At 68.2% G+C, this 25,141-nt stretch carries 28 protein-coding genes; 9 read left to right on the top strand and 19 right to left on the bottom strand.

The window, feature by feature from the left end:
- Positions 1-148 precede the first annotated feature (148 nt).
- The 16 genes from metK to ACZ4LX_RS08050 form a co-directional block, all read right to left on the bottom strand.
- A complete protein-coding gene (gene metK, locus ACZ4LX_RS08125) occupies positions 149-1,357 on the bottom strand; it encodes a methionine adenosyltransferase (RefSeq protein ID WP_467639952.1) in 1,209 nt (402 codons plus the stop codon).
- Between the two features lie 75 nt (positions 1,358-1,432).
- Positions 1,433-1,837: a holo-ACP synthase gene (locus tag ACZ4LX_RS08120; protein ID WP_467639955.1), complete on the bottom strand. Its 405-nt coding sequence runs from the start codon at positions 1,835-1,837 to the stop codon at positions 1,433-1,435.
- Between the two features lie 32 nt (positions 1,838-1,869).
- Positions 1,870-3,030, bottom strand: a complete 1,161-nt coding sequence (locus tag ACZ4LX_RS08115) for an acyl-CoA dehydrogenase family protein (RefSeq protein ID WP_467639958.1) — start codon at positions 3,028-3,030, stop codon at positions 1,870-1,872.
- Positions 3,023-3,622, bottom strand: a complete 600-nt coding sequence (locus ACZ4LX_RS08110) for a hypothetical protein (protein ID WP_467639961.1) — start codon at positions 3,620-3,622, stop codon at positions 3,023-3,025. The genes ACZ4LX_RS08115 and ACZ4LX_RS08110 overlap by 8 nt, the downstream gene beginning before the upstream one ends.
- Before the next feature lie 5 nt (positions 3,623-3,627).
- Positions 3,628-4,470, bottom strand: coding sequence for a hypothetical protein (locus ACZ4LX_RS08105; protein ID WP_467639964.1), 843 nt, complete (start codon positions 4,468-4,470; stop codon positions 3,628-3,630).
- 9 nt (positions 4,471-4,479) lie between these two features.
- Positions 4,480-4,746, bottom strand: a complete 267-nt coding sequence (locus tag ACZ4LX_RS08100) for an acyl carrier protein (protein ID WP_467639967.1) — start codon at positions 4,744-4,746, stop codon at positions 4,480-4,482.
- Between the two features lie 18 nt (positions 4,747-4,764).
- Positions 4,765-6,060: a type III PLP-dependent enzyme domain-containing protein gene (locus ACZ4LX_RS08095; RefSeq protein WP_467639970.1), complete on the bottom strand. Its 1,296-nt coding sequence runs from the start codon at positions 6,058-6,060 to the stop codon at positions 4,765-4,767.
- Positions 6,057-7,424, bottom strand: coding sequence for a preATP grasp domain-containing protein (locus tag ACZ4LX_RS08090; protein ID WP_467639973.1), 1,368 nt, complete (start codon positions 7,422-7,424; stop codon positions 6,057-6,059). Before ACZ4LX_RS08090 ends, ACZ4LX_RS08095 begins: the two co-directional genes overlap by 4 nt.
- 5 nt (positions 7,425-7,429) lie before the next feature.
- The gene (locus ACZ4LX_RS08085) at positions 7,430-8,380 is read right to left on the bottom strand and encodes a 3-oxoacyl-[acyl-carrier-protein] synthase III C-terminal domain-containing protein (protein ID WP_467639976.1); all 951 of its coding nucleotides are present in this window, start codon (positions 8,378-8,380) and stop codon (positions 7,430-7,432) included.
- Between the two features lie 11 nt (positions 8,381-8,391).
- The gene (locus tag ACZ4LX_RS08080; RefSeq protein ID WP_467639979.1) at positions 8,392-9,219 is read right to left on the bottom strand and encodes a class I SAM-dependent methyltransferase; all 828 of its coding nucleotides are present in this window, start codon (positions 9,217-9,219) and stop codon (positions 8,392-8,394) included.
- A gap of 22 nt (positions 9,220-9,241) precedes the next feature.
- Positions 9,242-9,481 carry a phosphopantetheine-binding protein gene (locus ACZ4LX_RS08075; RefSeq protein WP_467639982.1) on the bottom strand — a complete coding sequence of 80 codons (240 nt, stop codon included), beginning with the start codon at positions 9,479-9,481 and terminating at the stop codon, positions 9,242-9,244.
- A gap of 9 nt (positions 9,482-9,490) precedes the next feature.
- Positions 9,491-9,913 (bottom strand): holo-ACP synthase, encoded by a 423-nt coding sequence (locus ACZ4LX_RS08070; protein WP_467639985.1) that lies wholly within the window; start codon positions 9,911-9,913, stop codon positions 9,491-9,493.
- A 4-nt stretch (positions 9,914-9,917) separates the two neighbouring features.
- Positions 9,918-10,766 (bottom strand): class-II aminoacyl-tRNA synthetase family protein, encoded by an 849-nt coding sequence (locus tag ACZ4LX_RS08065; RefSeq protein WP_467639988.1) that lies wholly within the window; start codon positions 10,764-10,766, stop codon positions 9,918-9,920.
- Positions 10,763-11,629, bottom strand: coding sequence for a diiron oxygenase (locus ACZ4LX_RS08060; RefSeq protein ID WP_467639990.1), 867 nt, complete (start codon positions 11,627-11,629; stop codon positions 10,763-10,765). Before ACZ4LX_RS08060 ends, ACZ4LX_RS08065 begins: the two co-directional genes overlap by 4 nt.
- Before the next feature lie 256 nt (positions 11,630-11,885).
- Entirely contained in the window at positions 11,886-12,968 is a 1,083-nt protein-coding gene (locus ACZ4LX_RS08055; protein ID WP_467639993.1) for a LuxR family transcriptional regulator, read from the bottom strand.
- A gap of 5 nt (positions 12,969-12,973) precedes the next feature.
- Positions 12,974-13,759, bottom strand: a complete 786-nt coding sequence (locus ACZ4LX_RS08050; protein ID WP_467639996.1) for a thioesterase II family protein — start codon at positions 13,757-13,759, stop codon at positions 12,974-12,976.
- A gap of 250 nt (positions 13,760-14,009) precedes the next feature.
- Between ACZ4LX_RS08050 and ACZ4LX_RS08045 the strand changes: the two genes are divergently transcribed.
- From ACZ4LX_RS08045 to ACZ4LX_RS08035, 3 genes are all read left to right on the top strand, one after another.
- Positions 14,010-14,492, top strand: coding sequence for a helix-turn-helix domain-containing protein (locus ACZ4LX_RS08045; protein ID WP_467639999.1), 483 nt, complete (start codon positions 14,010-14,012; stop codon positions 14,490-14,492).
- 93 nt (positions 14,493-14,585) lie between these two features.
- Entirely contained in the window at positions 14,586-15,101 is a 516-nt protein-coding gene (locus ACZ4LX_RS08040) for a hypothetical protein (RefSeq protein ID WP_467640002.1), read from the top strand.
- A gap of 7 nt (positions 15,102-15,108) precedes the next feature.
- The gene (locus tag ACZ4LX_RS08035; protein WP_467640005.1) at positions 15,109-16,254 is read left to right on the top strand and encodes an MAB_1171c family putative transporter; all 1,146 of its coding nucleotides are present in this window, start codon (positions 15,109-15,111) and stop codon (positions 16,252-16,254) included.
- Positions 16,255-16,276: 22 nt separating this feature from the next.
- On the opposite strand, the gene ACZ4LX_RS08030 is transcribed toward ACZ4LX_RS08035, so the two are convergent.
- Positions 16,277-17,533, bottom strand: a complete 1,257-nt coding sequence (locus tag ACZ4LX_RS08030; RefSeq protein ID WP_467640008.1) for an MFS transporter — start codon at positions 17,531-17,533, stop codon at positions 16,277-16,279.
- A 154-nt stretch (positions 17,534-17,687) separates the two neighbouring features.
- Here ACZ4LX_RS08030 and ACZ4LX_RS08025 point away from each other — a divergent pair, with 154 nt between their 5' ends.
- The 3 genes from ACZ4LX_RS08025 (at position 17,688) to ACZ4LX_RS08015 (ending at position 19,401) form a co-directional block, all read left to right on the top strand.
- Positions 17,688-18,032 (top strand): ArsR/SmtB family transcription factor, encoded by a 345-nt coding sequence (locus tag ACZ4LX_RS08025; protein ID WP_467640011.1) that lies wholly within the window; start codon positions 17,688-17,690, stop codon positions 18,030-18,032.
- 67 nt (positions 18,033-18,099) lie between these two features.
- A complete protein-coding gene (locus ACZ4LX_RS08020; protein WP_467640014.1) occupies positions 18,100-18,723 on the top strand; it encodes a pyridoxamine 5'-phosphate oxidase family protein in 624 nt (207 codons plus the stop codon).
- Positions 18,724-19,140: 417 nt separating this feature from the next.
- The gene (locus ACZ4LX_RS08015; RefSeq protein ID WP_467640543.1) at positions 19,141-19,401 is read left to right on the top strand and encodes a DUF6243 family protein; all 261 of its coding nucleotides are present in this window, start codon (positions 19,141-19,143) and stop codon (positions 19,399-19,401) included.
- A 54-nt stretch (positions 19,402-19,455) separates the two neighbouring features.
- Here ACZ4LX_RS08015 and ACZ4LX_RS08010 read toward each other — a convergent pair whose 3' ends face one another.
- A complete protein-coding gene (locus ACZ4LX_RS08010; RefSeq protein WP_467640017.1) occupies positions 19,456-19,761 on the bottom strand; it encodes a response regulator transcription factor in 306 nt (101 codons plus the stop codon).
- Positions 19,762-20,307: 546 nt separating this feature from the next.
- On the opposite strand from ACZ4LX_RS08010, the gene ACZ4LX_RS08005 reads away from it, so the two are divergent.
- The 3 genes from ACZ4LX_RS08005 to ACZ4LX_RS07995 all read left to right on the top strand — a co-directional run bounded on the left by ACZ4LX_RS08005 (position 20,308) and on the right by ACZ4LX_RS07995 (position 22,944).
- Positions 20,308-20,730 carry a hypothetical protein gene (locus ACZ4LX_RS08005; protein WP_467640020.1) on the top strand — a complete coding sequence of 141 codons (423 nt, stop codon included), beginning with the start codon at positions 20,308-20,310 and terminating at the stop codon, positions 20,728-20,730.
- A gap of 568 nt (positions 20,731-21,298) precedes the next feature.
- The gene (locus ACZ4LX_RS08000; RefSeq protein ID WP_467640546.1) at positions 21,299-22,462 is read left to right on the top strand and encodes a hypothetical protein; all 1,164 of its coding nucleotides are present in this window, start codon (positions 21,299-21,301) and stop codon (positions 22,460-22,462) included.
- Complete coding sequence (locus ACZ4LX_RS07995) at positions 22,462-22,944, top strand: hypothetical protein (RefSeq protein WP_467640549.1); 483 nt, start codon at positions 22,462-22,464, stop codon at positions 22,942-22,944. Before ACZ4LX_RS08000 ends, ACZ4LX_RS07995 begins: the two co-directional genes overlap by 1 nt.
- Before the next feature lie 62 nt (positions 22,945-23,006).
- Here the strand turns inward: ACZ4LX_RS07995 and ACZ4LX_RS07990 are convergent, their stop codons facing one another.
- Positions 23,007-25,124, bottom strand: a complete 2,118-nt coding sequence (locus ACZ4LX_RS07990) for a tetratricopeptide repeat protein (protein ID WP_467640023.1) — start codon at positions 25,122-25,124, stop codon at positions 23,007-23,009.
- Positions 25,125-25,141 lie beyond the last annotated feature (17 nt).

Below are 25,141 nucleotides of genomic sequence, written 5' to 3'. Positions count from 1 at the left end.
TCCGCCGCGCGGCGGCGGTGATCTGCGCGGCGGGCAACGGTCCGAAGAGCGCGCGCCGCCCGGCTGATCGACCGCGCTCGGGCCCCGTCCGCCTCCCGGACGCGTACGGGAAGCGCACCCCTTCGCTCCGCGGCCGGACCGGAACGGGTCAGATGCGGGTGGCCTCACGCAGTGCCTCGGCGCGGTCGGTGCGCTCCCAGGTGAAGTCGGGGATCTCGGTGCCGAAGTGGCCGTAGGCGGCGGTCCGGGCGTAGATGGGACGGAGCAGGTCGAGGTCGCGGATGATGGCGGCCGGGCGCAGGTCGAAGACCTCGCCGATGGCCTTCTCGATCGCGGCCTGGGGAACGGTGGCGGTACCAAAGGTCTCCACGAGGAGCCCGACGGGCTCGGCCTTGCCGATGGCGTACGCGACCTGGACCTCGCAGCGTGCGGCGAGACCTGCGGCAACGACGTTCTTGGCGACCCACCGCATCGCGTAGGCGGCGGAGCGGTCGACCTTGGAGGGATCCTTGCCGGAGAAGGCGCCGCCACCGTGGCGGGACATTCCGCCGTACGTATCGATGATGATCTTGCGGCCGGTCAGGCCCGCGTCGCCCATCGGGCCGCCGATCTCGAAGCGGCCAGTCGGGTTCACCAGCAGCCGGTAGCCCTCGGTGTCCAGCTTGATGCCGTCCTCGGCCAGCCGGGCCAGCACCGGTGCGACGACGTGCTCCCGGATGTCCGGGGCCAGCATCGCGTCCAGGCTGATGTCCCTGGCGTGCTGGGAGGAGACAACAACCGTGTCCAGGCGTACCGGGACGCTGCCCAGGTACTCGATGGTGACCTGTGTCTTGCCGTCCGGGCGCAGATAGGGGACGGTCCGGTCCTTGCGGACCTCGGTGAGCCTGCGGGCAAGGCAGTGCGCGAGGTGGATCGGCAGCGGCATCAGCGCAGGCGTCTCGTCCGACGCGTAGCCGAACATCAGGCCCTGGTCGCCCGCGCCCTGCCGGCCCAACGCGTCGTCATCGCCCTCCACCCGCTCCTCGTACGCCCTGTCGACGCCCTGGGCGATGTCCGGGGACTGCGCGCCGATGGATACCGATACACCGCACGAGGCGCCGTCGAAGCCCTTGGACGACGAGTCGTAGCCGATCTCCACGATCTTGTCCCGGACGAGCCGGGCCACCGGCACGTCCGCCGTCGTGGTGACCTCGCCGGCCACGTGCACCTGGCCGGTGGTGATCAGCGTCTCGACGGCGACCCGGGCGGCAGGGTCCTGTTTCAGCAGCGCGTCGAGGATCGTGTCACTGATCTGGTCGGCGATCTTGTCCGGATGCCCTTCGGTCACGGACTCCGAGGTGAACAGACGACGGGACACAACTCTCCCTGGGGCCGGATCAGGCCGTGGCCTGACAGCGGAGGGGCGACAGCCCGATCGGGCGCGCCCCGCGGTTCAGCGCGAGGATTCGAGGTCGGTGCACAGGGCCGCGGGCACGCCGATCGCGACGGCGACGACCACGCCCTTCTTGTGCGTCACGGACACACTGATATCGGTGATGCCACGGTCGCGGGCGTGCCGGAGCGCCGGACCGCGGAGGTGGACCTGGGGAGCCCCGCCCTCCGTGCGCAGGATGGCCACCTGCCGCGGGGTCACCCCCGCCCCCACACCGGTACCGATGACCTTCAGCACCGCCTCCTTGCCCGCGAAGCGGCCGGTGAGGAACTCGTGGGCCCGCTCGGCGCCGAAGGAGGCGGCGGTCCGGAGCTCCTCGGGGGCGTACGTGTAGTCACGGAACCACGGACGGGTGAGCAGAGCCGCGAGCTCGTCCTCGTGCGTGACGTCGACACCGATCCACACTGTGTGCTCACCCTGCTCTCCGCGGTGTCCCGCTAGTTGAGAAACGTCCCCTTGAGTACGCCCTGGAAGACGGCGAGCCGCTGGATGTGGCCGGTCCCCTCCATGAACTCGAAGGCCCGGGCGTCCCGGTACAGCTTGTTGAACAGCGGATCCTCCAGGAGCGCGCCGGGGCCCATCAGTTCCGCGGCCACCAGGGTGCAGTGCTCGGCAAGCTCCGCCGCCCGTGTCTTGACCCCGGCAATGTGATCGGCACGCACTCGGCCGGCGTCGATGGCCGCGGCCACCTCGTAGTTCTGGAAGCGGACGGCGGCGAGCCGGTCCTCCATGTCCTCCAGCCGCGACCGGGCACCGCCCCTCAGAGCGGGGCGCTGCTCGTGCACGTGCTCCAGCACCGCGCGGCACAGTCCCACAATGGTTCCGGCCAGCACCGGACGGAATCGCTGGAGCGTGCGGATGGCGCCGACCAGCCCGCGCCGGCTCGGCCTGAGGCTCTCGTAGCCGAGAATCTGCTCACGTTCCACGCGTACGCCGTCGAGCCTGATGGCGGAGATGCGCGCTCCGCGCATGCCCACGGTCGGGATCGGCTCGGCGTGGAATCCGGGAGCGTCCGTGTCCACGAGGACCGCCTCGATGCCCAGCGGCCCGGGTGCCCGGCGGCAGAACACGACGCCCAGTTGGGCGTACGCGGCATTGCCCACATACCGCTTCTCACCGGAGAGCCGGAAGCCGTCCCCCTCGGGGACGAGCGTCGTCTCCAGTTCGGTCGCGGCCGAGCCCTTGGCCGGTTCGGTGAGCCCGAAGAACGTCCAGACGGGGTCAGGACCGGCCATGCGCTCGTAGTACGCGTGGCGCTGTTTGTCGTCCCCCAGGGAGCCCACCGCGACCCCCGACATCAGCGGGCCGGGGCACGCGAGCATGAATCCCGCGTCGCCGTAGCTCAACTCCTCGATGGTGACCGTGTGTTCCAGGCAGGAGCTCATGTCGTAGGTGTACGGGCCGATGCGCAGTGGTGAGTCCAGGTACTCCACCGGAATGGTGCAGCCGCGCATGATGTCCACGGCGGGCAGTCCCAGCCGGCGTTTGATCGCCTCCGGGTCGCGGTCGATCTCCAGCCCGATGTCCCGTAGTTGCCTGCCGGCCTCCCGTACATAGGAGCGCAGCGCGTGGATCCGCTCGCCGGTGGGCTCAGTCATCTCCGGCCTCCGATCCCCGCTGCTGCGGGTGCAGGTAGGTATGGCCCAGAACCTCGGCCAGGTACAGGACGGTCCCCGGTCCCCCGGCCACGAAGCCACTCGCGCCGTGCAGCCTGAGCGCCGTCCGGCCCGCGTCCACCAGATCCACGTGGATGCGCCGGCGTCGTCGCGGAGTGCTCAGGGGAAGCCTCCGCAGGTTGTCCGATTCCGAGAGAACCAGGGCCACATCGGCCACAGCGCCCTGGACGAGCTGCCGGTTCAGCAGGCTGGCGCCCTCCGAGACCCGCTCGCCGAGCCGGGCGACCGCGCTGTTCAGTACCTGCCGTACACACTCCAGGTGCAGCCGGATCAACGCGTCGGCGAACTCCTCCTGCTGTCGGACCACAGCCGGTGTTCCGCCGCGTTGCGCCATAAGCGCCCCCAGACTGCCGGCCACCTCGGTGCCGTTGGTCACCAGCGCCGGAGAGCTGACGGCCCAGCCACCGAGGGAGACCACCGGACCGCCCGGGGACACCCTGTCGTGGCAGGCGTCGAGCTCGGCGGCGAAGCCCCGCAGTGTGAGGTCCGGGGATGTCGTCGTGTCGGTGTTCACCGGCGTCACCTCCCCCGCCCCGCGGGCTCCGGGCAGGTGCCGTAGTCGTCCGACCTCAGCACGGCCAGGTGGCTGTCCCCGGAACGCGGGTCGGTGTCGCACAGCACGACCGTCGTGTACTCCTGCTGCCAGGAGCGCCAGTGCCGCGCGAGCGCCAGCCACACGCTGGTGCAGTACGTGCCGCCGCTTGCCTGGTAGCGGTGGCGGACGTCGGCGAGCGCGGCCGTGTCGAGCCACGGTCCGGCCACCAGCAAAGTGCCGTCGGGCTCCTTGCCCACCACCTCCCCGATCCGGTCGGCCACCGATTCCTCGGCGGGGACCGTCTCGACGCCGGCCACCCGGAGTCCGCCCTCCTGGCCGAACCGGAGCATGACCCCGGAGTCGACCAGGTGATGGTCGTGGACCAGCGGCATCCGGGTGGGCAGGGTGGTCTGCTCCAGGACGGCCAGGACTGCCTCGCGGGCCCGGCCGGCGCGCTGGAAGACGCAGATGACGCGCAGTGCCGTGAACGGCGCGGCCAAGCCCTGCTGATGGATACCGAAATTCGTCGAACCGCCGCCGAGTCGCCGGTCGAGGTAGGGCGAGATCGCGGTGAAGGGTGTGACATCCGGCAGCGCCTGCGTCACGATCACCAGGTCCGGCGCACTGCCGCCGATGTCACCGGTGGCTACGAGCCGGTCGATCAGGTCCCGGTGGCTGACGTTCGGCCCGGCGCGCAGCAGATCCTCGTCCACTTCAAGGCCGAACGGCTCAACCAGGTCACGGTAGTAGGAAAGAGTGGACGGATCGCCGTCATGGGGCCTGCTCGGCGGGGATACCACGGCGCAGGCGGCACGCAAGGTGGGCATCGTCGTCGCTCACCCCTCGCCGGCGGTCTGTTCGGTCTGGGACAGGACGTAGTCGGTGAGCGTTCCGACCGACTTGAAGTCGTCCATGTCCAGGTCCTCGGGGTCCACCGAGATGTCCGTCGCGTCCTCCAGTTCCATCAGCAGTTCCAGGACGGACGTGGAGTCCAGATGCAGGTCCTCGAAGAGGCGTACCTCCTCGGTGAGGCCGGTAACGGGGCGCTCCAGTACCGCGCTGAGGGACTTCTCCACCGCCGAGATCACGCTGCCGCGTTCCATTGCCAGTTCGCTCCTGAGTCAGTCGAAGTCGATGAGGCGCTGCTTGGCCAGCAGTTCCTCCTTGCGGTCCCGCTCCCGCACCAGGTGCGCGGTCCCGTTGTGAACGAGCACCTCGGCCGGGAAGCCGTGGCTGAGGAACAGGCCGGGGGACGCGGTCGGTCCGTACGCTCCCGAACGCTCCACCCCCAGCAGATCGCCGGCCTTGACCGGGGGCAGGGCGACCTTCTTGCCAATGACGTCGTTGGGTGTGCACAGCGGCCCGGTGACGGTGTACGTGCCGGCCGGCTCGTCGTCGTACCGGCTCAGGGAGCGGATCGGGAAGTTGCGCTTGACGAAGCTTCCGACGCCGACCGCCGCCATGTGGTGGTTGGTGCCGCCGTCGGCGACCACGAACCGCTCGCCCATCGACTCCTTGACGTACAGCGCCCGCACCACGTACGTACCGCACATCGCGGTCAGGTAGCGGCCGAGTTCGTTGATCAGCCGGCAACCCGGGTGCGCCGCCGCGAACGGCCCGACCACCTCGTTGATCCCGTCGATCGTGGCCTGAAGGTCCAGGTCCTTCTCGTTGTCGAAATAGGCGACACCGAACCCGCCGCCGAAGTCGACGGTCTCCAAGGTGATGTCGAGGGCCTTCGCGAGTTCCTCGGCCAGCGCGAGGATCTGACGGGTGTTGTGCGCCAGGTCCTCGGCGTTGAGGAAGCGGGTGCCCATGTAGGCGTGGAAGCCGCGCACCCGCACCCGGTGCAGGCGGTCGAAGAAGTCACGGGAGGAGCGCAGCAGGTCCGCGTCGATGCCGAACTGGCGTGGCTTGCCGCCCATCGCCAGACCCGACCCCTTGGTGTGGAAGTCCGGGTTGACGCGGAGCAGCACCGCGACCTCGTCGCGGTCCGCGGCTGCGGCGATCTCCTCGATCTCCGCGACCTCGTCCAACGACTCGCACACGATGGCGTACAGACCGGCAGCGACGCACGCCTCCAGCTCGGCACGGGTCTTTCCCGGTCCCAGGAAGATGACGTTCTCGGGTGCGATGCCCGCCTGCTTCACGGTCATCAGCTCCACCATGGAGGAGATCTCCGCGCCGGCACCGAGTGAGCCGAGGCGGGAGGTGACGCTGACGTTCGGGTTGGCCTTCAGGGAGAAGAACACGTCCACAGCCGGGTTCAGCTGCTCGCGCAGCGACTGGTAGACGGATCGCAGCACCTCCCCGTCGTACACGAACACAGGGGTTCCGAACTCCTCGGCGATCTGCGAGACCGGCACCCCCTGCACATGGAGTTCCGTGCTGCTCGGGGCATCCTTCGGGCTGCTCATGACTTCCTTTCCGTGGGGGCGAGCCGGCCGAGCGCGCCGGCCACCTTCCGGTCGAGTGCCGCGAGTTCCTCACGCCGCTCGGCGAAGAGCAGCGTGTAGAGCCGGCCGTCGAACGGGACGGAGGCGCCACTCTGCGCGTTGACGGTGCCGAAGGAGGTGATGACCACTCCGGAGCCATCGGACGGTGGTTCGGCCAAGGGGCCGAGCGCCCCGGCCAGCTCGTCGAAGGAGACGGGTGCGGTGAGCCGCAGCGGGTAGTGCCTGGCCAGGGCCGCGCCCTCGGGGGCCATGAACCGTTCGGCCACCCGTCCCTGGTAACTGGACATGTTGAGCCGCGCGTTGATCTCCAGGACCGGGTAGAGCAGATCGTCGGCGGCCACCAGGGCGTCCACACCCACGATGCCGAAGAACCCGTCCTTGTGGAGCCGGGCGCCCAGCGCCTCTGCGGCCTCGGTCAGCGTCTCGTGCTGGGCCGGGGTCAGGCCGGCGGGCATGACGTGGCCGAGGTGCACTCCGCCCGAGGTCAGTGCCTCCTTGACGAAGTCGAGCCCGACCCGGCCGGAACGGTCGATGGTGAACTGGTAGTTGAGGTCGAAGCGTTTGGGCAGGAACCTCTCCACCACCACATGTATCGCCTCGTCGCCGGTGCTGCGCGCCCGGCGCTCGACCATGCGCATCAGCCGGTCGGCCTTCCTCCGGCTGTCGAGCACGAGCAGGCCCTTGCCGGATACTCCGTACGCGTCCTTGACGATCACCGGTTCGCCGTTGTCCAGCGTCCGGTCGAGCGCCTGGCGCAGCTGCGGGACCGTCTCACAGCAGAATCCGGGGATCTCGCGCAGCCCCAGATCCGCGGCCAGCCGACGGCTGTAGATCTTGCTGTTGACCCGCTCGCAGGTGGCCGGGTCCGGTACCGCGGCGCGGAGCCGCGTCTCCTCGGAGATCTGCTGTTCCAGGACCGAGTTGCCCATGGGCATGAGGTACGCGCCCTCACGCGCGAGCAGGCGCAGCCGGTCCAGCAGCTCCGGTGAGTCCAGTACGGCCCGGCTGGTGCCCCCCGCGCCGGCGGGGGCCCGCGTGACCAGCTCGGCGGGCGCGCCCAGGCCCGTCCGCTCGACGTATCGGCGGTAGCCGCCGTCCAGCGGCCGGTCCAGCAGGAGGTAGTCGGACGGCTCGGCCAGCAGGACGCCCAGCTCCTCCATACGCTGCACGGTCGCGCTGGTGGCCGACACACGCGCCGCCGGCAGACCGGTGTAGTCGTGCGCCCACTGGTTCTCCACCTCGAAGTTGCAGAGCCATACGAACCGGGCGTCGCGGTCGCCGGTGAGCGCTTCCTTGAGATCCGCCGTGTAGGCGGGCTCGTTCATCGCACTCACCGCTTCCGATGAGTGATCACCATGGCGCCGAAGGTGGCTCCCAGACCGACGGAGACCAGGACGTAGTTGCGGCCGTCCATGAGCCGGTCGCCGTCCCGCAGGGTGGTGTAGTTGACGAAGACATCCGAGGCGTAGCAGTGGCTGTAGCGCTCTATGTTCTCCAGGAAGAACCGGTCGGGGTCGGCGCCCATGTCCTTGATCGTCTGTCGCCAGGAGACCATGTTCACGTTGTGCGGGATGACGAGGTCGATGTCGTCGAAGGCCAGCCCCGCCTCCTCCGTCGCCTGCAGAATGACCTCGCCCAGCACCGTGCTGTAGGACTGCCCGAAGCCCCGGGTCTCGTCCTTGGTCATCTCCAGACCGGCCGCGTACTCCCCGAGCGTGCGGGTCACATAGGAGCGGACCTCGTCCCCCCGGCCGCCCACGGTCACCAGGCAGGCGGCCGCGGCGTCGGCCATGATGGCGCTGTTGGGGATCAGCTGCACCTTGGGTGAGTAGGCCCGCTCTCCGGTCACCATCAGTGCGTGGGTGCCCTCCGGTGCCTCCGCCCGCAGCAGTTCGCCCGCCAGGTCGATGGCTCCCAGACTGCTGACGCACGCCTGCTGGGTGAGCGCGAACGCTTCGGCGTCATGCAGCCCCAGATCGTCACGGATCACCTGGGCGGCGTCGATGTGCGCAGGGGTGAGGGTCTGCATGGTGTGGGCGTAGATGACGTACGAGATCCGGTGCCCTTCCGGAAGTGACTTCAAGGCCTGCCGTGCGGCGGGAAGGACCAGGTCGAACAGGCCCATGTCCGGGTCGAAGCGGAGCCGGTCCAGGCCGTATATCTTCCGGAAGACGCCCACTTCGGCCCGTCTGAGACCGAGGCTGCCGGCGAGTTCGTCGATCTTCACGCTTCGTTCGGGGAGGAACGACTCGATCCTCTCCAGTGTGGTCGCGCCAAGCATCTGCTCTCCTCTCAGTGGCCCGCGAACTCCGCACGGACCAGCCAGCTGCGCGACGCACCCCTGCGGTCGCGGGGCTGCACCTCGTACGGCCACCGGCCCTGCCCCGCGCCGGGCTCGCCGGGCTCCTTCAGCTCCCGCACCTTCCAGCCCGAACCGGCCAGGAATTCCTCCGGCTCGTCCGTGCCGAACAGCCACGGCGTGCCGTCGTCGCGCAGGCCGTTGAGGAAGGACCGGGAGAAGGGGCTCCGCAGCAGGGCCTTGCTGACGAAGTCGACGGCCAGCCAACTGCCCGCTGCCGAGGCGGATCCCAGGACGTTGAGCAGCTCGGACGCCTGCTCCTGGGTGAGGAAGAACATCAGTCCCTCCGCGACCCACAGGGTGGGCTGTTCGCGGTCGAATCCCGCCTCGTACAGCGCGGGCAGCCACTGTCCGGCCAGGTCGGCGGCGACCTGGTGCCGCTCGGTCGCCGGCTGCGCGTCCAGCTTGGCGAGACGACGTCCCTTCTCCCTGACCAGGGCCTCGTGATCGACCTCGTAGACCTTCGCACCGGAGGGCCAGGAGAGCCGGAAGGCCCGGGTGTCCATGCCGGCGGCGATGATGACGATCTGCCGGATGCCGCTGTCACGCAGGATCGCGTCGATGCTGTCGTCCAGGTACTTCGTGCGGATGGCGATGAAGGGCAGCAGGCCGCCCCCTCCGTACTTCTCCAGCAGTTCGAAGCCACGCGGGGCCGCCAGCTCACGTGCGAACGGGTCGTCGAACATCGCCTCTTCGCCGAGTTCGGACTCGACCGCCCTGGCCGCGGCCGTCCACTGGGCCGTGTACGAGACAGCTTCCATCGTGCTTATCCCTTCGGGGAGTTCAGGCCGGAACGAAGAACGCCTTCTCGATTGCTGAGAGCGTCTGGAAGTCCTGGATGTCAATGTTGTCGAAGTCGATTTCGATGCCGCTCGCGCCCTCGATGGCATAGACCAGCTCCACGAAGGAGAGCGAGTCCACGAGCCTGTTCTCGATGAGGTTCTCATCGGGTGTGATGGAATCCCGTTCCGGGTGCCGTTCCAGGATCCACGTGCGTACTTCGTCGATACCTGCCGAAGCCATGTCCACTCCTCAACCGTTGTCGGCGGATGTCAGTCCATCAGCGTCCGTACCAGGCGCATCGGCGCAGAAGGCAATCGCCACCGCGCATGGTTCGTCGTGCGTGATGCTCACTTGGATGTCTCTGAAGCCGGCATTGCGTGCCAATTGGGCTGCGCGGCCACTGAGCCGTACGACCGGCCACCCGCCGTCGGCCTTCAGGATTTCAATTCCGAGCCAGGGAAGGGTCTGCCCCCGAGCACGGAACAACTTGAATACCGCCTCCTTGGCGGCCAGCCGTCCTGCAATTCCGGCGATATCCGGTGCGCCCGCCGCCCAGGAAAGTCTCAGCTCATCCTCCGAGAGAACCCGGGCCAGCGCCGTCCCCTGCTCGCGCTCAGCCATATCGCGGACGCGGACGAACGGGACCAGGTCGATTCCGACTCGTCCGTTCATCACGTCAGAGGTCCTGGCGGACGGCCGCCCGGACCACCTTCAGAGCCTGCCGGGCGTCACCGCCGTGCATATCGAGAAGAACGGACAGCCACCGCTCCAGACCGAAGGCCACGCAGCTGGTGAACGCGTATGCGCGATCCTTCCCGAGACGGATGTCGCACCGCTCGCCGAAGAAATTGCGGTGTGTGTTCACCGACGCGATCGCCAGGCCCCCTGCGGCCTGGAACTCGAACTTGACGGGGCTGATCTTCGCCATGAGAGCGCGGCCGCCGTCATCCTCGAAGAACGGATCGGACGCGACCACCTTCTCCAACCCCAGGTCCAACGCCTCGGCGAATGCCGTGATGCGTTGCGTGAAGTCCGCGATGACCTGCTGGGTGTGCTCGTACGTGCCCAGCGCGACGATTTCCCGCATCTGGAAGCTCAGCAGCCGGCGCAGTCCGTCGTAGCGCTCCTCGTTCCGGAAACAACGGTTCACCAGGGTCACCAGGGTCTGATCGGACACCTGGCTCTTCTCGTAGTACAGATACGCGCCGTAGCAGGTCGCGTGCGGCAGTCCCAGGCGAGGTTCCCGCAGTTCGGAGGTGGCGAACCGACCGTCGGCGGGCTTGCCCGCACCGCTGCTCAGATCAAGTCCGGTCGCGACCAGGGCCAGCTGCGGGAAGTTCGTGTAGACGTCGAACTTCTCCAGGTGGGGGACCGGGTAGAGGGGCGGCGGGAGGATCTCGCGGGCACCGGCGGAGAGTCCCCAGCCGCTGAAGATCCGATCGAGTTCCCTGAGAAGATCGGTCTGGTCGGGGTCGAGGATGACAAGCCCCTGGGACAGGTCAACGGCCTGATCGGTTTCGGTCATCGGACGATTCCCGTCCTCTCCAGAAATTTCGACGTCTTGCGGAATATGCTCTTTTCGAACTCCGGTCGCGTCGGAGAGGCCAGCAGCTCCCGGCGGAGATCCAATGGCTTCTCGATGCCCGCATCGCGGTAGACCTGCGGGTTGTAGAGCGACTCGAAGCTGTAGCTCATGTACCGCTTGACATAGGCGGAGATATCCCGCAGTTCCTCTTCGGAGGAGGTGCGCTTCACTTCCTCGAACAGAACCGAGACCAGTTCGCGGCCGAAGGCGATGTGCCTGGACTCGTCCTGGTGGTGAATTCGATTGATCGCCCGAATGGTCTCATGCAGTCGATCGTCCAGCGCCATCCTGGAATTGAAATGGTCGACCAGCTCCTCAAATATGAGGATCCGGACGAAAACCAGCAGGCTCTCGACGCCGGAACGCGGGATCTCGCCGACAGCCCCGGAAGGCTGACGGTATATCCTGCCGTACCGCAGGCAGAACTCGGCGAAGAACCACATGTGTTCGTTCTCCTCACCGATGAAGTGGTGGAAGAACTCGGAGGGCGTCTCGAAGCCCGTGGTGTGTATGCGCTTGGTGACCTCGATCAGGAGCTCTCGGATACCGTGCACGTTCAGACTGTAGAAGTTGATGCTCTCGTAGCGCGACAGCGCGTGGAGCTGTTCCTCGGTGAGCCGTGCAGCGGCATCCGTCCCATACGTCGTGGTGAGCTCCGGGCTCATCCACCACATGTTCTCCGGCAGACTTTCAGGCCATTCGAAGAGTTTGTACGGGTTGTAGTAGTCATCTATAGCCTTGGTGGTCAGACGGTCCAGGATACCGAGAAAACGGTCATCCTGATCAATTAATTTGCTGACCATGCTCGCACACCCTCCAATTTATGTCGGACTACCGGTGCAGTGGGCGCCGACTTTCACGGACACCGCCCCTTCGGGCACTGAGACAACCGTAATGAGAGGCGTCCGGAAGTGGCAACGGCCGAAAGCGGCTTGGCCACTCCCGGCCACCGGAATTACCTGCCTGCACGGGAGACATGCGGGAACCGGTGGACACAGAGGAACGGCCTGTCCGGGCTCCGCAGCGGAGCCCGGACAGGCCGTTCCTTCGAGGGACCGCTCAGCCGGCCCGGCCCACTTGCAGGCTGGGTTCGCGCACACCGGCGAGGCCGGCGCAGGCCGCCGCCACCCCGGCCTGGAACCGGCTCTCGGCGTTGAGTTCGTCCATGATGCCGGAGATGTGCCTGCGGAAGGTACGCGATGACATGCCGATGCGGCGGGCGACCACATCGTCCTTCAGACCGGTGCTGAGCAGGTCCAGGATGGTGGCCTTGACGTCGTCCAGCGTCTCCCCGTAGGAGACCGCGTCGGCCTCGAAGGCGGCCCCCGACTGCCATGCGTACTCGTAGACCCGGCGGAGCAGGGACACGACCGCCGGCTCGTAGACGATCGTGACCAGCGGGGCGTCCTCACCGACGGCGTTCTCGGACAGAAATGCCGCAGCGCCCACGATGACGAGATTCTCGAAAACGTGGCTGGACGTACGGATACGGGCGCCGGTCCGGGCGGCCCTGCGCAGGCCGGCTCGGGCGGACGCGCTGGTGCGAGCGGTGTGCGGGCACAGGATCCGCGTGCGCGCGTCGCCGGGCAGCGCATCCGGCCCCAGAGGCTCGTCCTTCTGGGGGCTGCCCGGGCCGAACGACCACATGGCGAGGACCTCGTCAGCGGGATTTCGAGCGGCGTCCGCCATCCGCAGCCTCACCTCCCGGGGGTCCAGACAGCGCACCACCACCTCCTGCCGCGGCTGGGAGCGTTGCAGCGTGCTGAATATGTCGGCGAAGCCTCGCAACTGGTCGTGAATTCCTTGCAGTTCACGCCGTTTGTCGTTGATGAACTCTTCCAGCGGCATGACCAGTTCGACGTGGGCCGCGTCCGGACTCACCGCGCGGTATCTTCCCGTCACCTCGCAGTGCTTGACGAGGCGCAGACCGCGCAGCGCGCTCATCGTCCGCTCGACCTGGGCGGTCGGAACGCCCAGGGCGGTCGCCACTTCGGCCGACGTGACGGGTCCGCTCGCGAAGGTCTCCTCGTAGACCCGGATCGCCAGTTCGTCCTGCCTGCGCACGGGAGACAGGTCGGCCATCTCGTCCCCGGGCGTGGCCGCGGTCGGGTCCGTCCACGACTCCATGGCCTTGTCCAGCACGTCCTTCACCGTAAACCGCCGTCCTGTGGCCCAGCGGATCCGACGATGAGGCCCTTGCTGAGGGCCTCGACAACCTGGTTCAGCTCCGTGTTGAGAAAGAAGTGGCCACCGGAGAAGCCGAGGACCGTCAACTCCTGGGAGGTGTGGCTCCCCCAGGCCGCGGCTGCTGTCGCGTCGACGTACGGGTCCGCGTCCGACAGCAGGAACGTGACAGGACAGTCCACCCGGGCGTCCGGTGGAGCGAGGTATCCGGAATTCGCCCGGTAGTCGTTGCGGACCACCGCCAGGATCGATTCCCTGTACTTGGGCTTGTCGAGGAGTTTGACCGGGATGCCGCCCAACGTCCGCAACTCTTCGATGATCTCCTCGTCGTCCTGCGGCACGTTCACACCGAGCCCGTCCGAGGGCGAACGGCGGCCGGAGACGAACAGCCGCACGGGGGGCTTGCCCGCGGCCTCCAACCGCCGGGTCAGCTCGAAGGCGACAACGGATCCCATGCTGTGGCCGAAGACCGCGAAAGGCCGGTCGCAGCAAGGCAGCAGTTCGGCGGCGATCCGGTCGGCCAGGCTGCCGATGTCGGTGAAGCCCTGGAGTTCCGGGCCACCTCGCCGACCCGGGTACTGGACGGACAGCGCTTCGATATCGTGGTCCGGCAGGGCTCTGGCCAGTGGGCCGAAGGCGCTCGCGGACGCCCCGGCATGAGGGCAACAGACCAGTCGCATCCTGGCCTGCGGGGCGGGCCGGGGGAACTGGATCCAGGTCGCGGTGTCCTGGGCGGCTTGCTTGTCCATCGAGTCGTCTGTCCCATCCGTCGCAGCGAACAACATGGAGGTCAACTTGTTCTGATGGTTGAGCAGTTGGGTGATCACCCGCGGCAACTGACCACCATCGGGATCACGCTCCCCCAACGACCCTCGGCCACGTCAGTTGTCGATGGGTCAGCTTAGCTGGCGCCGATTTCTTGTCAACGGAGCTGCCTGGGGGCACGGTTGACATCAACATGACCAACCAGTGACCGAACGGAACAGATGCGGAATATATATGGCTGAAAACACACAGCACTCCTGTACGGGCAAGCTCGCGACCAGGCTGAACCACCTGTTCGCCACGGTGCATCCGCGAGATCGTGGCCCATACAGCAACGAGGAAGTGGCCCGAGCAATCCGCGAGCAAGGGGGGGACATCTCCAAGGCGTACCTCGCCTATCTGCGCAACGGGACGCGCAGCAACCCGACAATGCTTCACCTGCAGTCGCTCGCCAACTTTTTCGGCGTGAAACCCGCTTACTTTTTCGACGACGAGGTCGCGGAGGAGGTGGATTCCATGCTGCTGCGGCTGGTTGCACTACGGGAGGCCGGCATCCAGTTGAGCGAGTGGGAGGCACTGCGCGACGCGGGGATCACCAGAATTGCCGCGCGAGCCAATGGACTCTCCCCGAAGGGACTGGTGGCGGCGGCCGAAATTCTTGATCAGCTGCGTGCGCTTGAGGGTCTTCCGCTGGAGAGAGAAGTCAACGACAGTTGATGCCATGAGGTCCGCTCGGCGACGGTAATCAGCGGATGCCCCGAACCTCACAGGCAAACAACCAGTCAGTGACGGAGATCGACAGGGAGTGGCATGCGGATTCAGTACCGGCGGCTACGCCGCCGCTGCGAGGCCATACTGAGCACCTTGCGACTGGAGCCGCCGTTCTCCCTGGATGAGCTCTGTACTCATCTGAGCGCTCTGCGGGGGCGTCCGCTTCATCTGCTTTCGCTGCCGCGCGGGGCGGCAGCCGCGGGGGTGTGCGGACTGTGGCTCGCCACCGGCACGGACGACTACGTCTTCTTCGAACGGCAGACAAGCCGCCCCCACCAGGAACACATCATCCTGCACGAGCTCGGCCACATGCTGTTCGACCACCCGACGCTCGACCTGCCTGGCGTCGCGACGTCGTCCGGACAGCTCGGAGAATTGGATCTGGGCCTCGCGCAGCGCCTCCTGGCGCGTACCGACTACACCACCCGGCAGGAGCAGGAAGCCGAGATGCTGGCCAGTGTGCTGCGGACTGTCGCGGTCCGGCCGGAGCATTCACGGCCTGCCAAATCCGCGGGTGAATGGGAAGCGGCGCTAGGGCTGTCGCGTGTCACATGACGTGCGAGTGGCCGGTTTATGGTTCGAAAACACCGGCATGTTGGCCATGTGGCTCTCTCTGCTGTTTCGGGCACCCTCGGCCATTCGGTCACCGCAGCAGCGCGGCTTCTGGATCGCTGTCGGAGCAGCCGCCATCACCATGACGCTGAAGCTCCGTCCCCTGGTCGAGACAATGGCGCGCGACTTCCATTCCTACCAGGCGTATGCACTGGCCACTCACCTGTGCGGAGTCCTGTCCGCCGTCATCATCATGGACTTCGTCCTCGTCACGGCGGGCTGGCCGCAGCGGGACTGGCTTCATCTCGGTTCCGGCTTGGCCATCGTCTGCCTGGTAATTCTCGGTACGCAGTGGAAGCCGGGCCTGAACGTCCATGAATCGGCCAGTCGCGGAGGCTATGCCTTCTGGCTGATCGTGATCGGTATACATCTGGCCGGGAACGTTCTCTGCATAGCCGTGTGCCGACGGCACTGGTACGGGGGCGGAAAATCGCCGATCAGGACAGCCATGGGCCTGTTCGGGCTGGGCAGCTGCCTGGCGGCGCTTTTCTGGGTGGGCAATCTGGTCCAGCTGATCTCAGACATTTCATGGGTGGTTTTTCCTCTTCCGTTCATCAGCGGCATGCTCTGCCTTTGCAGAGCGGCCGTCGTCGCCGCACCGGCATTTCCCGCCATCCGGCACGCGCACCGGTGCGCGACGGACTTCTGGCGTCTGTGGCGGCTCTGGCAGGACCTCGTGTCCGCGGTGCCCTGGGTCGCTCTCGCGCCGCCTCGGCGGCGCCTGCTGGAACTGCTGCTGCCGCGCGGCTCCTGGGGCCTGCTGGTGTACCGCCAGGTCATCGAGATCCGCGACGCCATCCTGGTGCTGCGCGAATACGCTTCGCTCGATCCGCCGTGCCCCTACCCCGACCCGACGACGGCCCCCGATGTGACCGCCGCGCACGCGGTGGAGATGGCACGCTGGCTGGCAGCGGCCTGCCACGCCAAGAACCGGGGCCACAGCCCGCGAACGCGGGATGTGGGGCTGTCCACGCTGGGTGGCCACGATCTCGTCCACGAGACCGCCTTCCTCATCCAGGTCGCCGACGCCTACTCCCGCCGTGCACCGGGCGGCGACGACCGCCCGGTGCACGGACCCTACGCGGGGATCGAGTGATCCTCGCCCGCGCGGCGCGGAGTCACTTCACGGCCGGAGACGTCCCCAGACCGCCGGCCGTCGGCTTCGCCACCGCACCGTTCGCCTGCGCCTCCGCCTGGCTCTCCGACCGGCCGGACAGCCAAGCCAGCAAGGCCGCGGCGAGGACGAAGACCACGGCGATCGGCAGCAGTGAAAGGGCACTTCCGAACGAGGTGAGGCCGATCGCACCGATCACGCTGGACAGGGAGATCGCCAGGTACATGACGGCCGCGTTGAGCGAGACACCGAGCGTTTCGGCTCCTGGCTGGGAGAGCGCCATGACGCGGTGCTGCTGAGGGGCGGTCACCGACCATGAGCCCACACCACTGAGCGCCACCACGACGATCGCCGCGGCGAACGACTCCCGGCTCGGCAGCATGGCGACGAACACCACGGCCAGACCAAGGGTGGCGCAGATGACCACGTTCCGCGGCCCGTGCCGGTCGGCCAGGCGTCCGGCCATCAGGTTTCCCGCAGTACCGGCCAGTCCGAACACCAGCAGCAACAGCGCCACACGGCCGCCCGAGTCACCGGTGGCCGGCGAGAAGACCGAGCTGATGTACGTATACGGCAGGTAGATCCCGATGAAGGCCAGCAGTGTGACGATGAGGACACGCGCCACCTTGCGGTCGGTCAGCGGCGAGAGCCGCTGGCGCAGGCCCACCTTGGCGCCCAGCCTGATGTCCGGCAGCCGCAGCGCGATCACCGGCGCGATCACGACAGCCAGCGCCGTGACGAACCACATGGTCGCCTTCCACCCGAACTCGTTCCCGATGGCGGTGCCCAGCGGCGCACCGAGAGCGAGCGAGGACGTCAGGCCGGCGGTCACGATCGCGATCGCCCGGCCGCGCCGCTCGCCACCGGCGATGGCGGCGGCGGTGGCCCCCGCGTTGGGCGTGAACATCGCCGCTCCCGCCGCGGCCACCACCCGGGACACCAGGACCAGGGCGTAGCCGGGGGCGAGCGCGGTGACGATGTTGCCCACCGCGAAGATGCCGAGCGCCGTGACCAGCACGCTGCGCCGGGACCACTTGCCGGTGAGGGCGGCAAGGAGGGGCGACAGCAGCGCGTAGGCGATCGAGAAGACACTGACCAGCTGACCGGCGGCGGCCGTGTCGACGTCGAGCGAACTGCTGATCTCGGGGAGCAGGCCGGCGATCACGAAGGCGTCGGTTCCCACGACGAAAGTGCCCAGGGCCAGAACCATCGCATGAGAACGCCAGCGCTCGCCTTGTGCGGTTTGCGCAGTGTCGGTCATCGGGCACTCCAGATCCGATAGCTATCGTCTGTTACGATGCACATCGTAGCTTAGGTCGATCGTCATCGTATCTGTCGATGCTAATCGAACCTATGGGCGGCTCGGCGGAGAGATTCGATGTGTATCGTCAGAGTCGATCACCACGGAGGTTGCGATGCGCGATACGAACGACACCTGGCTACCGGAACCCGATCTCGACGAGGTCGGCATCGGTACAGTCCTCCAGGCCCTGGCCGATCCCGTACGACTGCAGATCGTCCAGCTGCTCGACGCCGCGAGCGAGGGTTCGTGCACCACTCTCGACGTCCCCGTCAAGCGTTCGACCGTCTCCCACCACTTGCGCACGCTGCGTGAGAGCGGAGTGGTGGCGACCCGGCTGGTGGGCAACTCCCGGCTCAGCCGACTGCGCAAGGACGAACTCGAACGCCGTTTCCCCGGCTTGCTGACGTCGATCCTGACCGCCTCCGCACCAGCGGAGCTGCGACAGCACGCCGGATGATCCGCTGGGGGCACGTCCCCGTCCGAGCACCGGGGGGACAGCCGCCCACGAGCCCACAGGAGGTCGAATGGGCCGCTACGCCCACCTGGCTTACACCGAATCGGTGCGCCGAGTCCAGAGCGAGCAGGGAAGCGCGGCGACAGCCGATCGCAGGCTCATGGAGGGAGACGCCCCGGAACTCCTGACGGCCGACGAGGCCGCCTTCATCGTGGCCCGCGACGGCTTCTACCTCGCCAGCGTCAGCGAGACCGGCTGGCCCTACGTCCAGTTCAAGGGAGGCGCACCCGGCTTCCTCCACGTCCTGGACGAGCGGACGATCGGCTACGCCGACGTACGCGGCAACCGCCAGTACATCAGCACGGGGAACGTCCGCGCCGACGGTCGCGTGGCGCTGTTCTTCATGGACTACCCCCAGCAGCGCCGACTGAAGATCTTCGGCAGGGCATCCGTCCGGCCGCTGCACGACGACCCGGCCCTCAGCGAGCGCCTTTCCGCCGCGCGCACCCCCGGCCAGGTGGAACGCTTGGTACTCATCCGCGTCGAGGGTTTCAACTGGAACTGCCCCCAGCACATCACCCCCCGCTACGCGGAAGCCGAACTCAAGCCCGCGCTCGACCCGTTACGTGCCCGGCTCGCCACCCTGGAGGAGGAGAACCGCCGCCTGAGGTCCCGGCTCGGCAACCACGCCTGACCTCGGCTCCCGCACCGAGGAACACGGCCTGCCGACGTCCGAATTCCTCGCCCTCCTCGGACTCCGCGACACATCGGTGCGACCGCGTACTCATGGTGCCGACCCGGCAATCCACATGACCACGCCGCCCAGGGCCGAGGGCCCCTCCCGAGCGGTTGCCCCACAAGGGCCGTGCCACAACGTGCCGGCAGAGGCGGCGGGCAGCGCTCGGGCCGGACGCCGGGGCGGCGAGAGGCCTGGCGTGCGGAGCCGACGGAACCGGGTAACGTCTTTGTCATGTTCTTCCAGACGCCGATTCACGAGTGAGCGCGTGACGGGCCCCTGCTGACGTCCGCCGACGTCCCTCGACGCCGCAGCGCCCGTCCCCATCGATGAATCCGTAGATCACTCCACATCCCTCCGGGAGAACCCATGACCGTGAGCAAGAACATCAACAACCCCGTGGGCATGGGCGGCGGCCAACGCAAGAGGCTGTCCCGCGCCGAACGGCAGAACAACGGTCCGCACCGCAATCTCGACCGCCAGGGTGCCGCCGACCGGAAGGCGGAGCTGGTGCGCAAGATGCGCGAGAAGGCAGCCGCGGCCGGAGACGCACCTGAGGCCACGGCCGAGCCCGCGCCGAAGGCCGCGGCCGAGCCCGCCGCGCAGACGGACGGCGACGCCACCGCGCAGAGCTGACGCACCGCGGCCACAGGGCCGACACCGCACAGGGCAGGGCTTTCGGCCGCCCTGTCAGCGGCCGTCGGCGTACGAGGCGCTGACCAGGCCGTGCGGGTACGCGGTGACGACCAGTTGCACACGGTCACGCAGGCCCAACTCGCCGATGGCCTGCGGAATATGTTTCCTCACCGCCAGAAGGCTGATCACCAGTGCGGCGGCGCTCTCGTCATGGGACAGCCCTTCCGTCACCAGCCCGACCACCTCGCTCTCACGCGCCGTCAGCGCGTGCAGGGTGGCGGTGGGCCGGGGGCGGTGCGCGAAGCGTTCGATGACGCACCGGGTGACGCCCGGTGACAGCAGGGAGTCGCCCGCCGCCACGACCTCGACGGCGCGGCGCAGTTGGGCCGGTTCCAGCTCCTTGGTGAGGAACCCGCTCGCGCGTCAGCCGCAGCAGGACGGCTTGCCGTACCGCCTCCGCTCCCGAGGCTGCCTCGCCGACAACGGGCCAGGGTCTTGGCCCGGCCGAGCAGGCTGCGGAAACCCGCCCACCACCGGCGACCCGTAGGGCCGCGGCCGCAACCCCTGCCGCGACCGCCAGCAGGCCGACGGTCGTCAGCCGGCCGTGCGGCAGATTGACGTACCGGCTCACTGTCTCGGCCCATGGGTCGTACGCCCGGTTGAACGCATCGGATATCGCGAAGGTGAAGACAGCGGCGACGAGGCAGGCGGAGCGAATATCTTGGTCATGGAGCCGGAGAGCAGGGCGGGCGCCCACACACAGGCAGTGGCCCGGCACCGGAATGGGCACACCCCAAAACCGGCCACCTCGGCAATGGGTGCACCCCGGGCATTCCGGAACTCCTGCGGTGGTCCATGCCACGGGCCTAGGCTGCGGCTGCAGGACACCGACCCAGGGAGCCCGGCATGGACCCGATCACGGCAGCGGCGCTCACAGCAATGGCCGGCAGTGTCGGCGGCGACGCCGGCCGCCAGGCGTGGCAGGGACTCACCGCGCTGGTGAGGCGTCCGTTCCGGCGGGGCTCGGCGGAGGATGCGGGCCCGGAGGGGCTGCCCGGCGTCAGCTCGGGCGAGGTGGAGGTCGCGGAACTGGAGAACGATCCGTCCGACCCGCTGCGGGCCCAGGCGCTGGCGACGGCTCTCGGCGTGCGCGCGGCCCTGGACGCGCAGTTCCGCGCACTGCTCGACGAGTGGTGGCAGGAAGCCCGGAGCAGTTCGAGCAGCGAGGTGCACAACAGCATCAGCGGCGGGACCCAGACCGGCCCTGTCCTGCAAGGCCGTGACTTCACGAGTCCCACCTTCAACATGACTGAGGACAGGGACCGCTGATGGCCGGGCTGCCTTCTGGCGGCCTGACCCCGCTGTCTCACGTCGACCGCGGGTGACCTGACCCCTCGCAGCGTGTCCACCGCGTCCCGCCTGTCCGCCTGTCCGGCAGTCCGGCAGTCCGGCAGTCCGGCAGTCCGGCAGTCCGGCAGTCCGGCAGCAGTACGGGCGATGAGGGGTGCCGACCACGCCGAACCTTCTCCGCCGCCCTCGCCCACAGCCCTTCGAGCTGCCCCGCAGCACGGTGCAAGGTTCTCGCAAGGCTCTGTCGAGCCTTCCGTCTCCCCTGCCGGGCATCCCGTCGACAGAAGCAGTCCGTGGCACTCGGATGGAATCCACCAAGGGGGACGCCATGTCGGCGTTGAACACGACGGGATCGAATACGACAGAACCGAGCAGGACGGGACCGACGAGTACAGCCGGGCCGAGCACAACGGGTCAGACGAGCACGACGGAACCCAGCCCGCCCAACCCGAGCACGCCCACCCCGATCACAACCTCCGCAAGCCGGTTCGAGACAAACACCACCGTGGGAGAAGGCGTTACCGAGTCACGACAGTGGCTGACCCTGGTGGGGCGCAAAAAGGTGCTCGCGGTGATCCACACAGTCACGTACGGGAAACGGCTGATCGACATCCTTTCCCTGCTGGAAGCCGACTTCCGGCTCCAGGTCGTCTTCACGGCGCCACCGCACGCCTTCGGTGACGACGTGCCCGCCTTCCTCTCCAGGCTGGGGAGTGTGGTGCTGCCGTGGGACCAGGCGACCCGCATGAGCTTCGACCTCGCCCTCGCCGCCGGACCACGCGGCGTGGAGTACATCGACGCGCCGCTGATCACACTGCCGCACGGGGCCAACTACCTGAAGAGGGTCGTCGAGGGAGCGAACACGGGCGTGGCAGGGCTGCGCAGGCAGGATCTGCTGCCCGGTGGACGGCTACCGGCCGCCGTGGGCGTGCCTCACCACGCCGAGCTGCGCGAACTGTCCCGCAGCTGCCCGGAAGTGCTTCCCCTGACGCATGTGATCGGTGATCCCGTACATGACCGGATCACCACCAGTCTGCCGCTGCGCGCCGCGTACCGCCGGGCACTCGGGGTTTCCGAGGGACAGAAGCTCGTTGTCGCCGTTTCGACCTGGGGAGCCCAGTCGTCCTTCGGCCGGTTCGACGCCCTGCTGCCCCGACTGATCAACGAGCTGCCGACGGCGCGCTACCGTACGGCGTTGCTCGTGCACCCCAATGTGTGGGCCGGGCACGGGGCCTACCAGGTCAGGTCGTGGCTGGCGCGGTGCGATCAACGGGGAATCGGGATCGTGCCGCCCGAAGCGGACTGGCGCAGCATCCTGATCGCAGCGGACTGGATCATCGGTGATCACGGCTCGGTCACTCTCTACGGGACGCTCACCGGGGCACCCATCCTGCTGGCCGCCTCGCCGGAGCGGGAGATCAATCCCTCGTCGCCGGCCGCGACTCTGGCCGCCCACGCGCCGACCCTGTCTCCCACTCATCCACTGGTAGACCAACTCGACTATGTGGCAAGGGAATACCGTCACGAGGAGTATGCCCCGATCAGGTCGCGCATCACTTCGGAGCCCGGCCGGTTCAACCGGAACATGCGCAGGCTGATGTACCAGGTCCTGGGGGTGGGACAACCCGCGCACGAGCCGGTGACCGTCCCGCTGCCGGAGCCGAGGCCGCTCGGCGCATGGGTACTGGGACGCGGGGAGGTGTCCGCGTGATGCGCTTTGTCGTGGTCGAGGCGAGTCCCTTTCCGCATGTGCTGCAAGCCCGCCGCCTCGGTGCGTCGTTCAGCGTGCGGCTGAGCCCGCCGGGCCGCGTCCACGGCGCATCGGTCATCGATGAGCACCTTGTCGTGGACGTGGACGCCTGCCAGGACGGCGCCCTGCTCGACTGCGCGGATGTGCTCCAGGGGAGCCGGGTGCACTCGGCCGCCGGCGCACTGCACCGGTTGGCCGGTCTCACTTCGGCCCACCCTGCCTGCGGCATCGCCGCGGTGCCCCTGACCGGCGCCGAAGGCGCGAGCGGGTGGGCCCTGGCCCGCGGCTCGGACCGGGCTGCCGTTCTCGTGACGTACGTCCCCAGCACACAGGATCAGGCCTTTGCGGAGCAGTCGTTGCTGCCGTCGTGCGTGCATGCCTGGCTGGTGGCGGGGCGCTCGCTGCGGGAATGGCCGTACGCCTGCGAGGCATCGGCCGACTGATTCGCACACGCCCCGTCACACACCGGGGGCAGTCCGGCCGTCCCGGCCCGCCCCCTGACGGGTCACCCGTCCCCGCCGAGCCGACGTGCGTCGGCGGGGCTCGTGGTCTCGAACAGGGCGAGGGCCCGTGCGAGAAGATCCTCCGCGACCGCCTCGTCACCGTGCTCCGCGGCGCTCTCACCCAGCATCTCCAGGGTGCGCGCCTGCCAGAAGGCGGCTCCGGACCCGGTGAACACCGCCAGAGCCCCGCTCATCCTCGCCATGCCCTCCTCGTACGCCCCCCCGAGCACACTGGCACGCCCCAGGAAGACGAGGGCTCGCGCGGCGTCGTGGGGATCGTTCACCGCGACCAGCGCGGCATGGGCCCGGGTGAAGCAGTCGATCGCCTCGTCCGGGGCTCCCTCCGCGAGTGCGATCTCCCCGAGGGTGGTACGGGCGAGGGCCACGCCTCGCGGGTATCCGCAGCCTTCCCACACCGAGATCGCCCGGTTCAGGTACGTGATCGCGTCGGCATGCCTCCCGGCCTCGCGATGGCACGCGCCGAGGCCCATCAGCGCCTGGCCCTCATCCCGTATGTCACCGGCATCGCGCGCGGCCCGGAGGGAATCCCGATACCAGGTGGCCGCCTCCTCGGCGCGGCCGGCGGCCCCCAGGCCGATGGCCCCCGAGTTGAGCATCTGGCGCTCGGCCGTCCTGTTCCCGGCCTGTCTGGCAGCCTCCAGGCCGATCCCGTGGGCCTCGATCCACTCGGCGTAGTGGCGCAGTCGCAGGAAGAGGGGCCACAGGGCGTCCACAAGCATCCAGCTCGTGTCGTACCAGCCCTTGTCGGCTGCGAGCCTTACGGCATCCATGAGCTGCGCGCGACGGGAGTCGAGCCATGTGAGCGCCTCGACGTCCTCGGTGAACGGCAGCGGGAGTTCCGATGGGTGGACATAGCTCCTGGGGAGTGTGAACTGCACCGGTGTCAGAAGCTCCTGCGCTGCGGTGGCGGTGGAAAGGGACCAGTCGCAGAACCGCCGCAGCACCTCCTCGCGGGCTGCGCTGGTGTCGTCGTCCATGGCGCGGTCGCGCGCGTGGATCCGTAAGAGGTCATGGAAGCGGCAGCTCTCGGGCCCGACGTCCTCGACGAGATTCGCCTCGACCAGCTCGTCCAGCCGGCGCTCCGCCCATTCCAGCGACTCACCGCAGGATGCGGCGGCGGTCATCGCGTCGAAGGTCCGCACCGGCAGCAGACCGAGCGTCCTGTACAGACGCGCGGTATCACTGCTCAGTACGGCGTACGACGCGTCCAGGGCCTTGCGCACCGATGTCTCCCCCTCCACTTCGAGTGCGGCCAGCCGGCCGCCGCCCGCGTCCCGTGCGAGGGCGTCAGCAAGCGCCCCGACCGATTGTCTGGGGCGTGTCGCGAGCCGGGCGGACGCCAGGCAGACCGCGAGCGGAAGACCTGCGCAGAGGGCCACCAGGCGGTGGACCGACGGGAGTTCGCCAGCTACCCGGTCCTCACCGATCGCACGGGTGAGCAGTTCGACACCGGCGGCCGGGCCGAGCACATCGAGCTGGTGGAAGCCCGCTCCCTGCATCCGCAGGCCAGTCAGTTTGCGACGGCTGGTGACGACCACGAGGCCGCCCGGCCCGCTGAGCAGCAACGGCCGGATCTGGGCCGCCGTGAACGAGTTGTCGAGCATGATCGCGATCCTCCGGTCGGCGGTGAGGGACCGCCACAGGGAGGCCAGCTCGGCCGCGTCCGTCGGTGGCGGCCCGGCCCCGAGTGCCCGGAGGAACTGGGCAAGGATCTCCGCAGGCCTCATCGGCTCGCCCGCCGAGTCCCCGCGCAGGTCTGCGTACAACTGCCCGTCGGGAAAATCGGCGCTCACCGAACGCAGCCATTTGGACACCAAGGTCGTCTTGCCGATTCCGGCCGGACCGCTGACGACGATCAGTGTCGTTCCCGCGGCACGCAGATCGTCCAGCGAGGCCAGATCATCGTCTCGATTGGTGAAGTTCGTTGGAACGGGGAGCAGTTGGCGTGGCGGAGCAGGTCTGTCGGGTGCCGTCGGCGCGGAGTGGACATGAATACCTCCATGCACCTCACGGGCCTGGACGGTGGGACCGTACAGCCGTGCCTCGCCACTGATCTCATTTCTGTGAGGCCATTGCGAGCCCGCACTCGAATCACTCATCCATCTACCCCCGGAGA

This window comes from Streptomyces sp. NPDC026062, assembly GCF_055568375.1.
This window is presented reverse-complemented; position numbering and strand designations above follow the sequence as displayed.

What these genes read in the sequence shown, in the direction of transcription:
- ACZ4LX_RS08090 (WP_467639973.1), bottom strand. Translation starts at nt 7,424, where the DNA reads ATGAACGAGCCCGCCTACACGGCGGATCTCAAGGAAGCGCTCACCGGC.
- ACZ4LX_RS08075 (WP_467639982.1), bottom strand. Translation starts at nt 9,481, where the DNA reads ATGGCTTCGGCAGGTATCGACGAAGTACGCACGTGGATCCTGGAACGG.
- ACZ4LX_RS08045 (WP_467639999.1), top strand. Translation starts at nt 14,010, where the DNA reads ATGGCTGAAAACACACAGCACTCCTGTACGGGCAAGCTCGCGACCAGG.
- ACZ4LX_RS08025 (WP_467640011.1), top strand. Translation starts at nt 17,688, where the DNA reads ATGCGCGATACGAACGACACCTGGCTACCGGAACCCGATCTCGACGAG.
- ACZ4LX_RS08080 (WP_467639979.1), bottom strand. Translation starts at nt 9,219, where the DNA reads ATGGAAGCTGTCTCGTACACGGCCCAGTGGACGGCCGCGGCCAGGGCG.
- ACZ4LX_RS08105 (WP_467639964.1), bottom strand. Translation starts at nt 4,470, where the DNA reads ATGCCCACCTTGCGTGCCGCCTGCGCCGTGGTATCCCCGCCGAGCAGG.
- ACZ4LX_RS08005 (WP_467640020.1), top strand. Translation starts at nt 20,308, where the DNA reads ATGGACCCGATCACGGCAGCGGCGCTCACAGCAATGGCCGGCAGTGTC.
- ACZ4LX_RS08095 (WP_467639970.1), bottom strand. Translation starts at nt 6,060, where the DNA reads ATGAGCAGCCCGAAGGATGCCCCGAGCAGCACGGAACTCCATGTGCAG.
- ACZ4LX_RS08040 (WP_467640002.1), top strand. Translation starts at nt 14,586, where the DNA reads ATGCGGATTCAGTACCGGCGGCTACGCCGCCGCTGCGAGGCCATACTG.
- ACZ4LX_RS07995 (WP_467640549.1), top strand. Translation starts at nt 22,462, where the DNA reads ATGCGCTTTGTCGTGGTCGAGGCGAGTCCCTTTCCGCATGTGCTGCAA.
- ACZ4LX_RS08060 (WP_467639990.1), bottom strand. Translation starts at nt 11,629, where the DNA reads ATGGTCAGCAAATTAATTGATCAGGATGACCGTTTTCTCGGTATCCTG.
- ACZ4LX_RS08030 (WP_467640008.1), bottom strand. Translation starts at nt 17,533, where the DNA reads ATGACCGACACTGCGCAAACCGCACAAGGCGAGCGCTGGCGTTCTCAT.
- ACZ4LX_RS08115 (WP_467639958.1), bottom strand. Translation starts at nt 3,030, where the DNA reads ATGACTGAGCCCACCGGCGAGCGGATCCACGCGCTGCGCTCCTATGTA.
- ACZ4LX_RS08020 (WP_467640014.1), top strand. Translation starts at nt 18,100, where the DNA reads ATGGGCCGCTACGCCCACCTGGCTTACACCGAATCGGTGCGCCGAGTC.
- ACZ4LX_RS08065 (WP_467639988.1), bottom strand. Translation starts at nt 10,766, where the DNA reads ATGACCGAAACCGATCAGGCCGTTGACCTGTCCCAGGGGCTTGTCATC.
- ACZ4LX_RS08050 (WP_467639996.1), bottom strand. Translation starts at nt 13,759, where the DNA reads ATGGACAAGCAAGCCGCCCAGGACACCGCGACCTGGATCCAGTTCCCC.
- ACZ4LX_RS08070 (WP_467639985.1), bottom strand. Translation starts at nt 9,913, where the DNA reads ATGAACGGACGAGTCGGAATCGACCTGGTCCCGTTCGTCCGCGTCCGC.
- ACZ4LX_RS07990 (WP_467640023.1), bottom strand. Translation starts at nt 25,124, where the DNA reads ATGAGTGATTCGAGTGCGGGCTCGCAATGGCCTCACAGAAATGAGATC.
- ACZ4LX_RS08100 (WP_467639967.1), bottom strand. Translation starts at nt 4,746, where the DNA reads ATGGAACGCGGCAGCGTGATCTCGGCGGTGGAGAAGTCCCTCAGCGCG.
- ACZ4LX_RS08085 (WP_467639976.1), bottom strand. Translation starts at nt 8,380, where the DNA reads ATGCTTGGCGCGACCACACTGGAGAGGATCGAGTCGTTCCTCCCCGAA.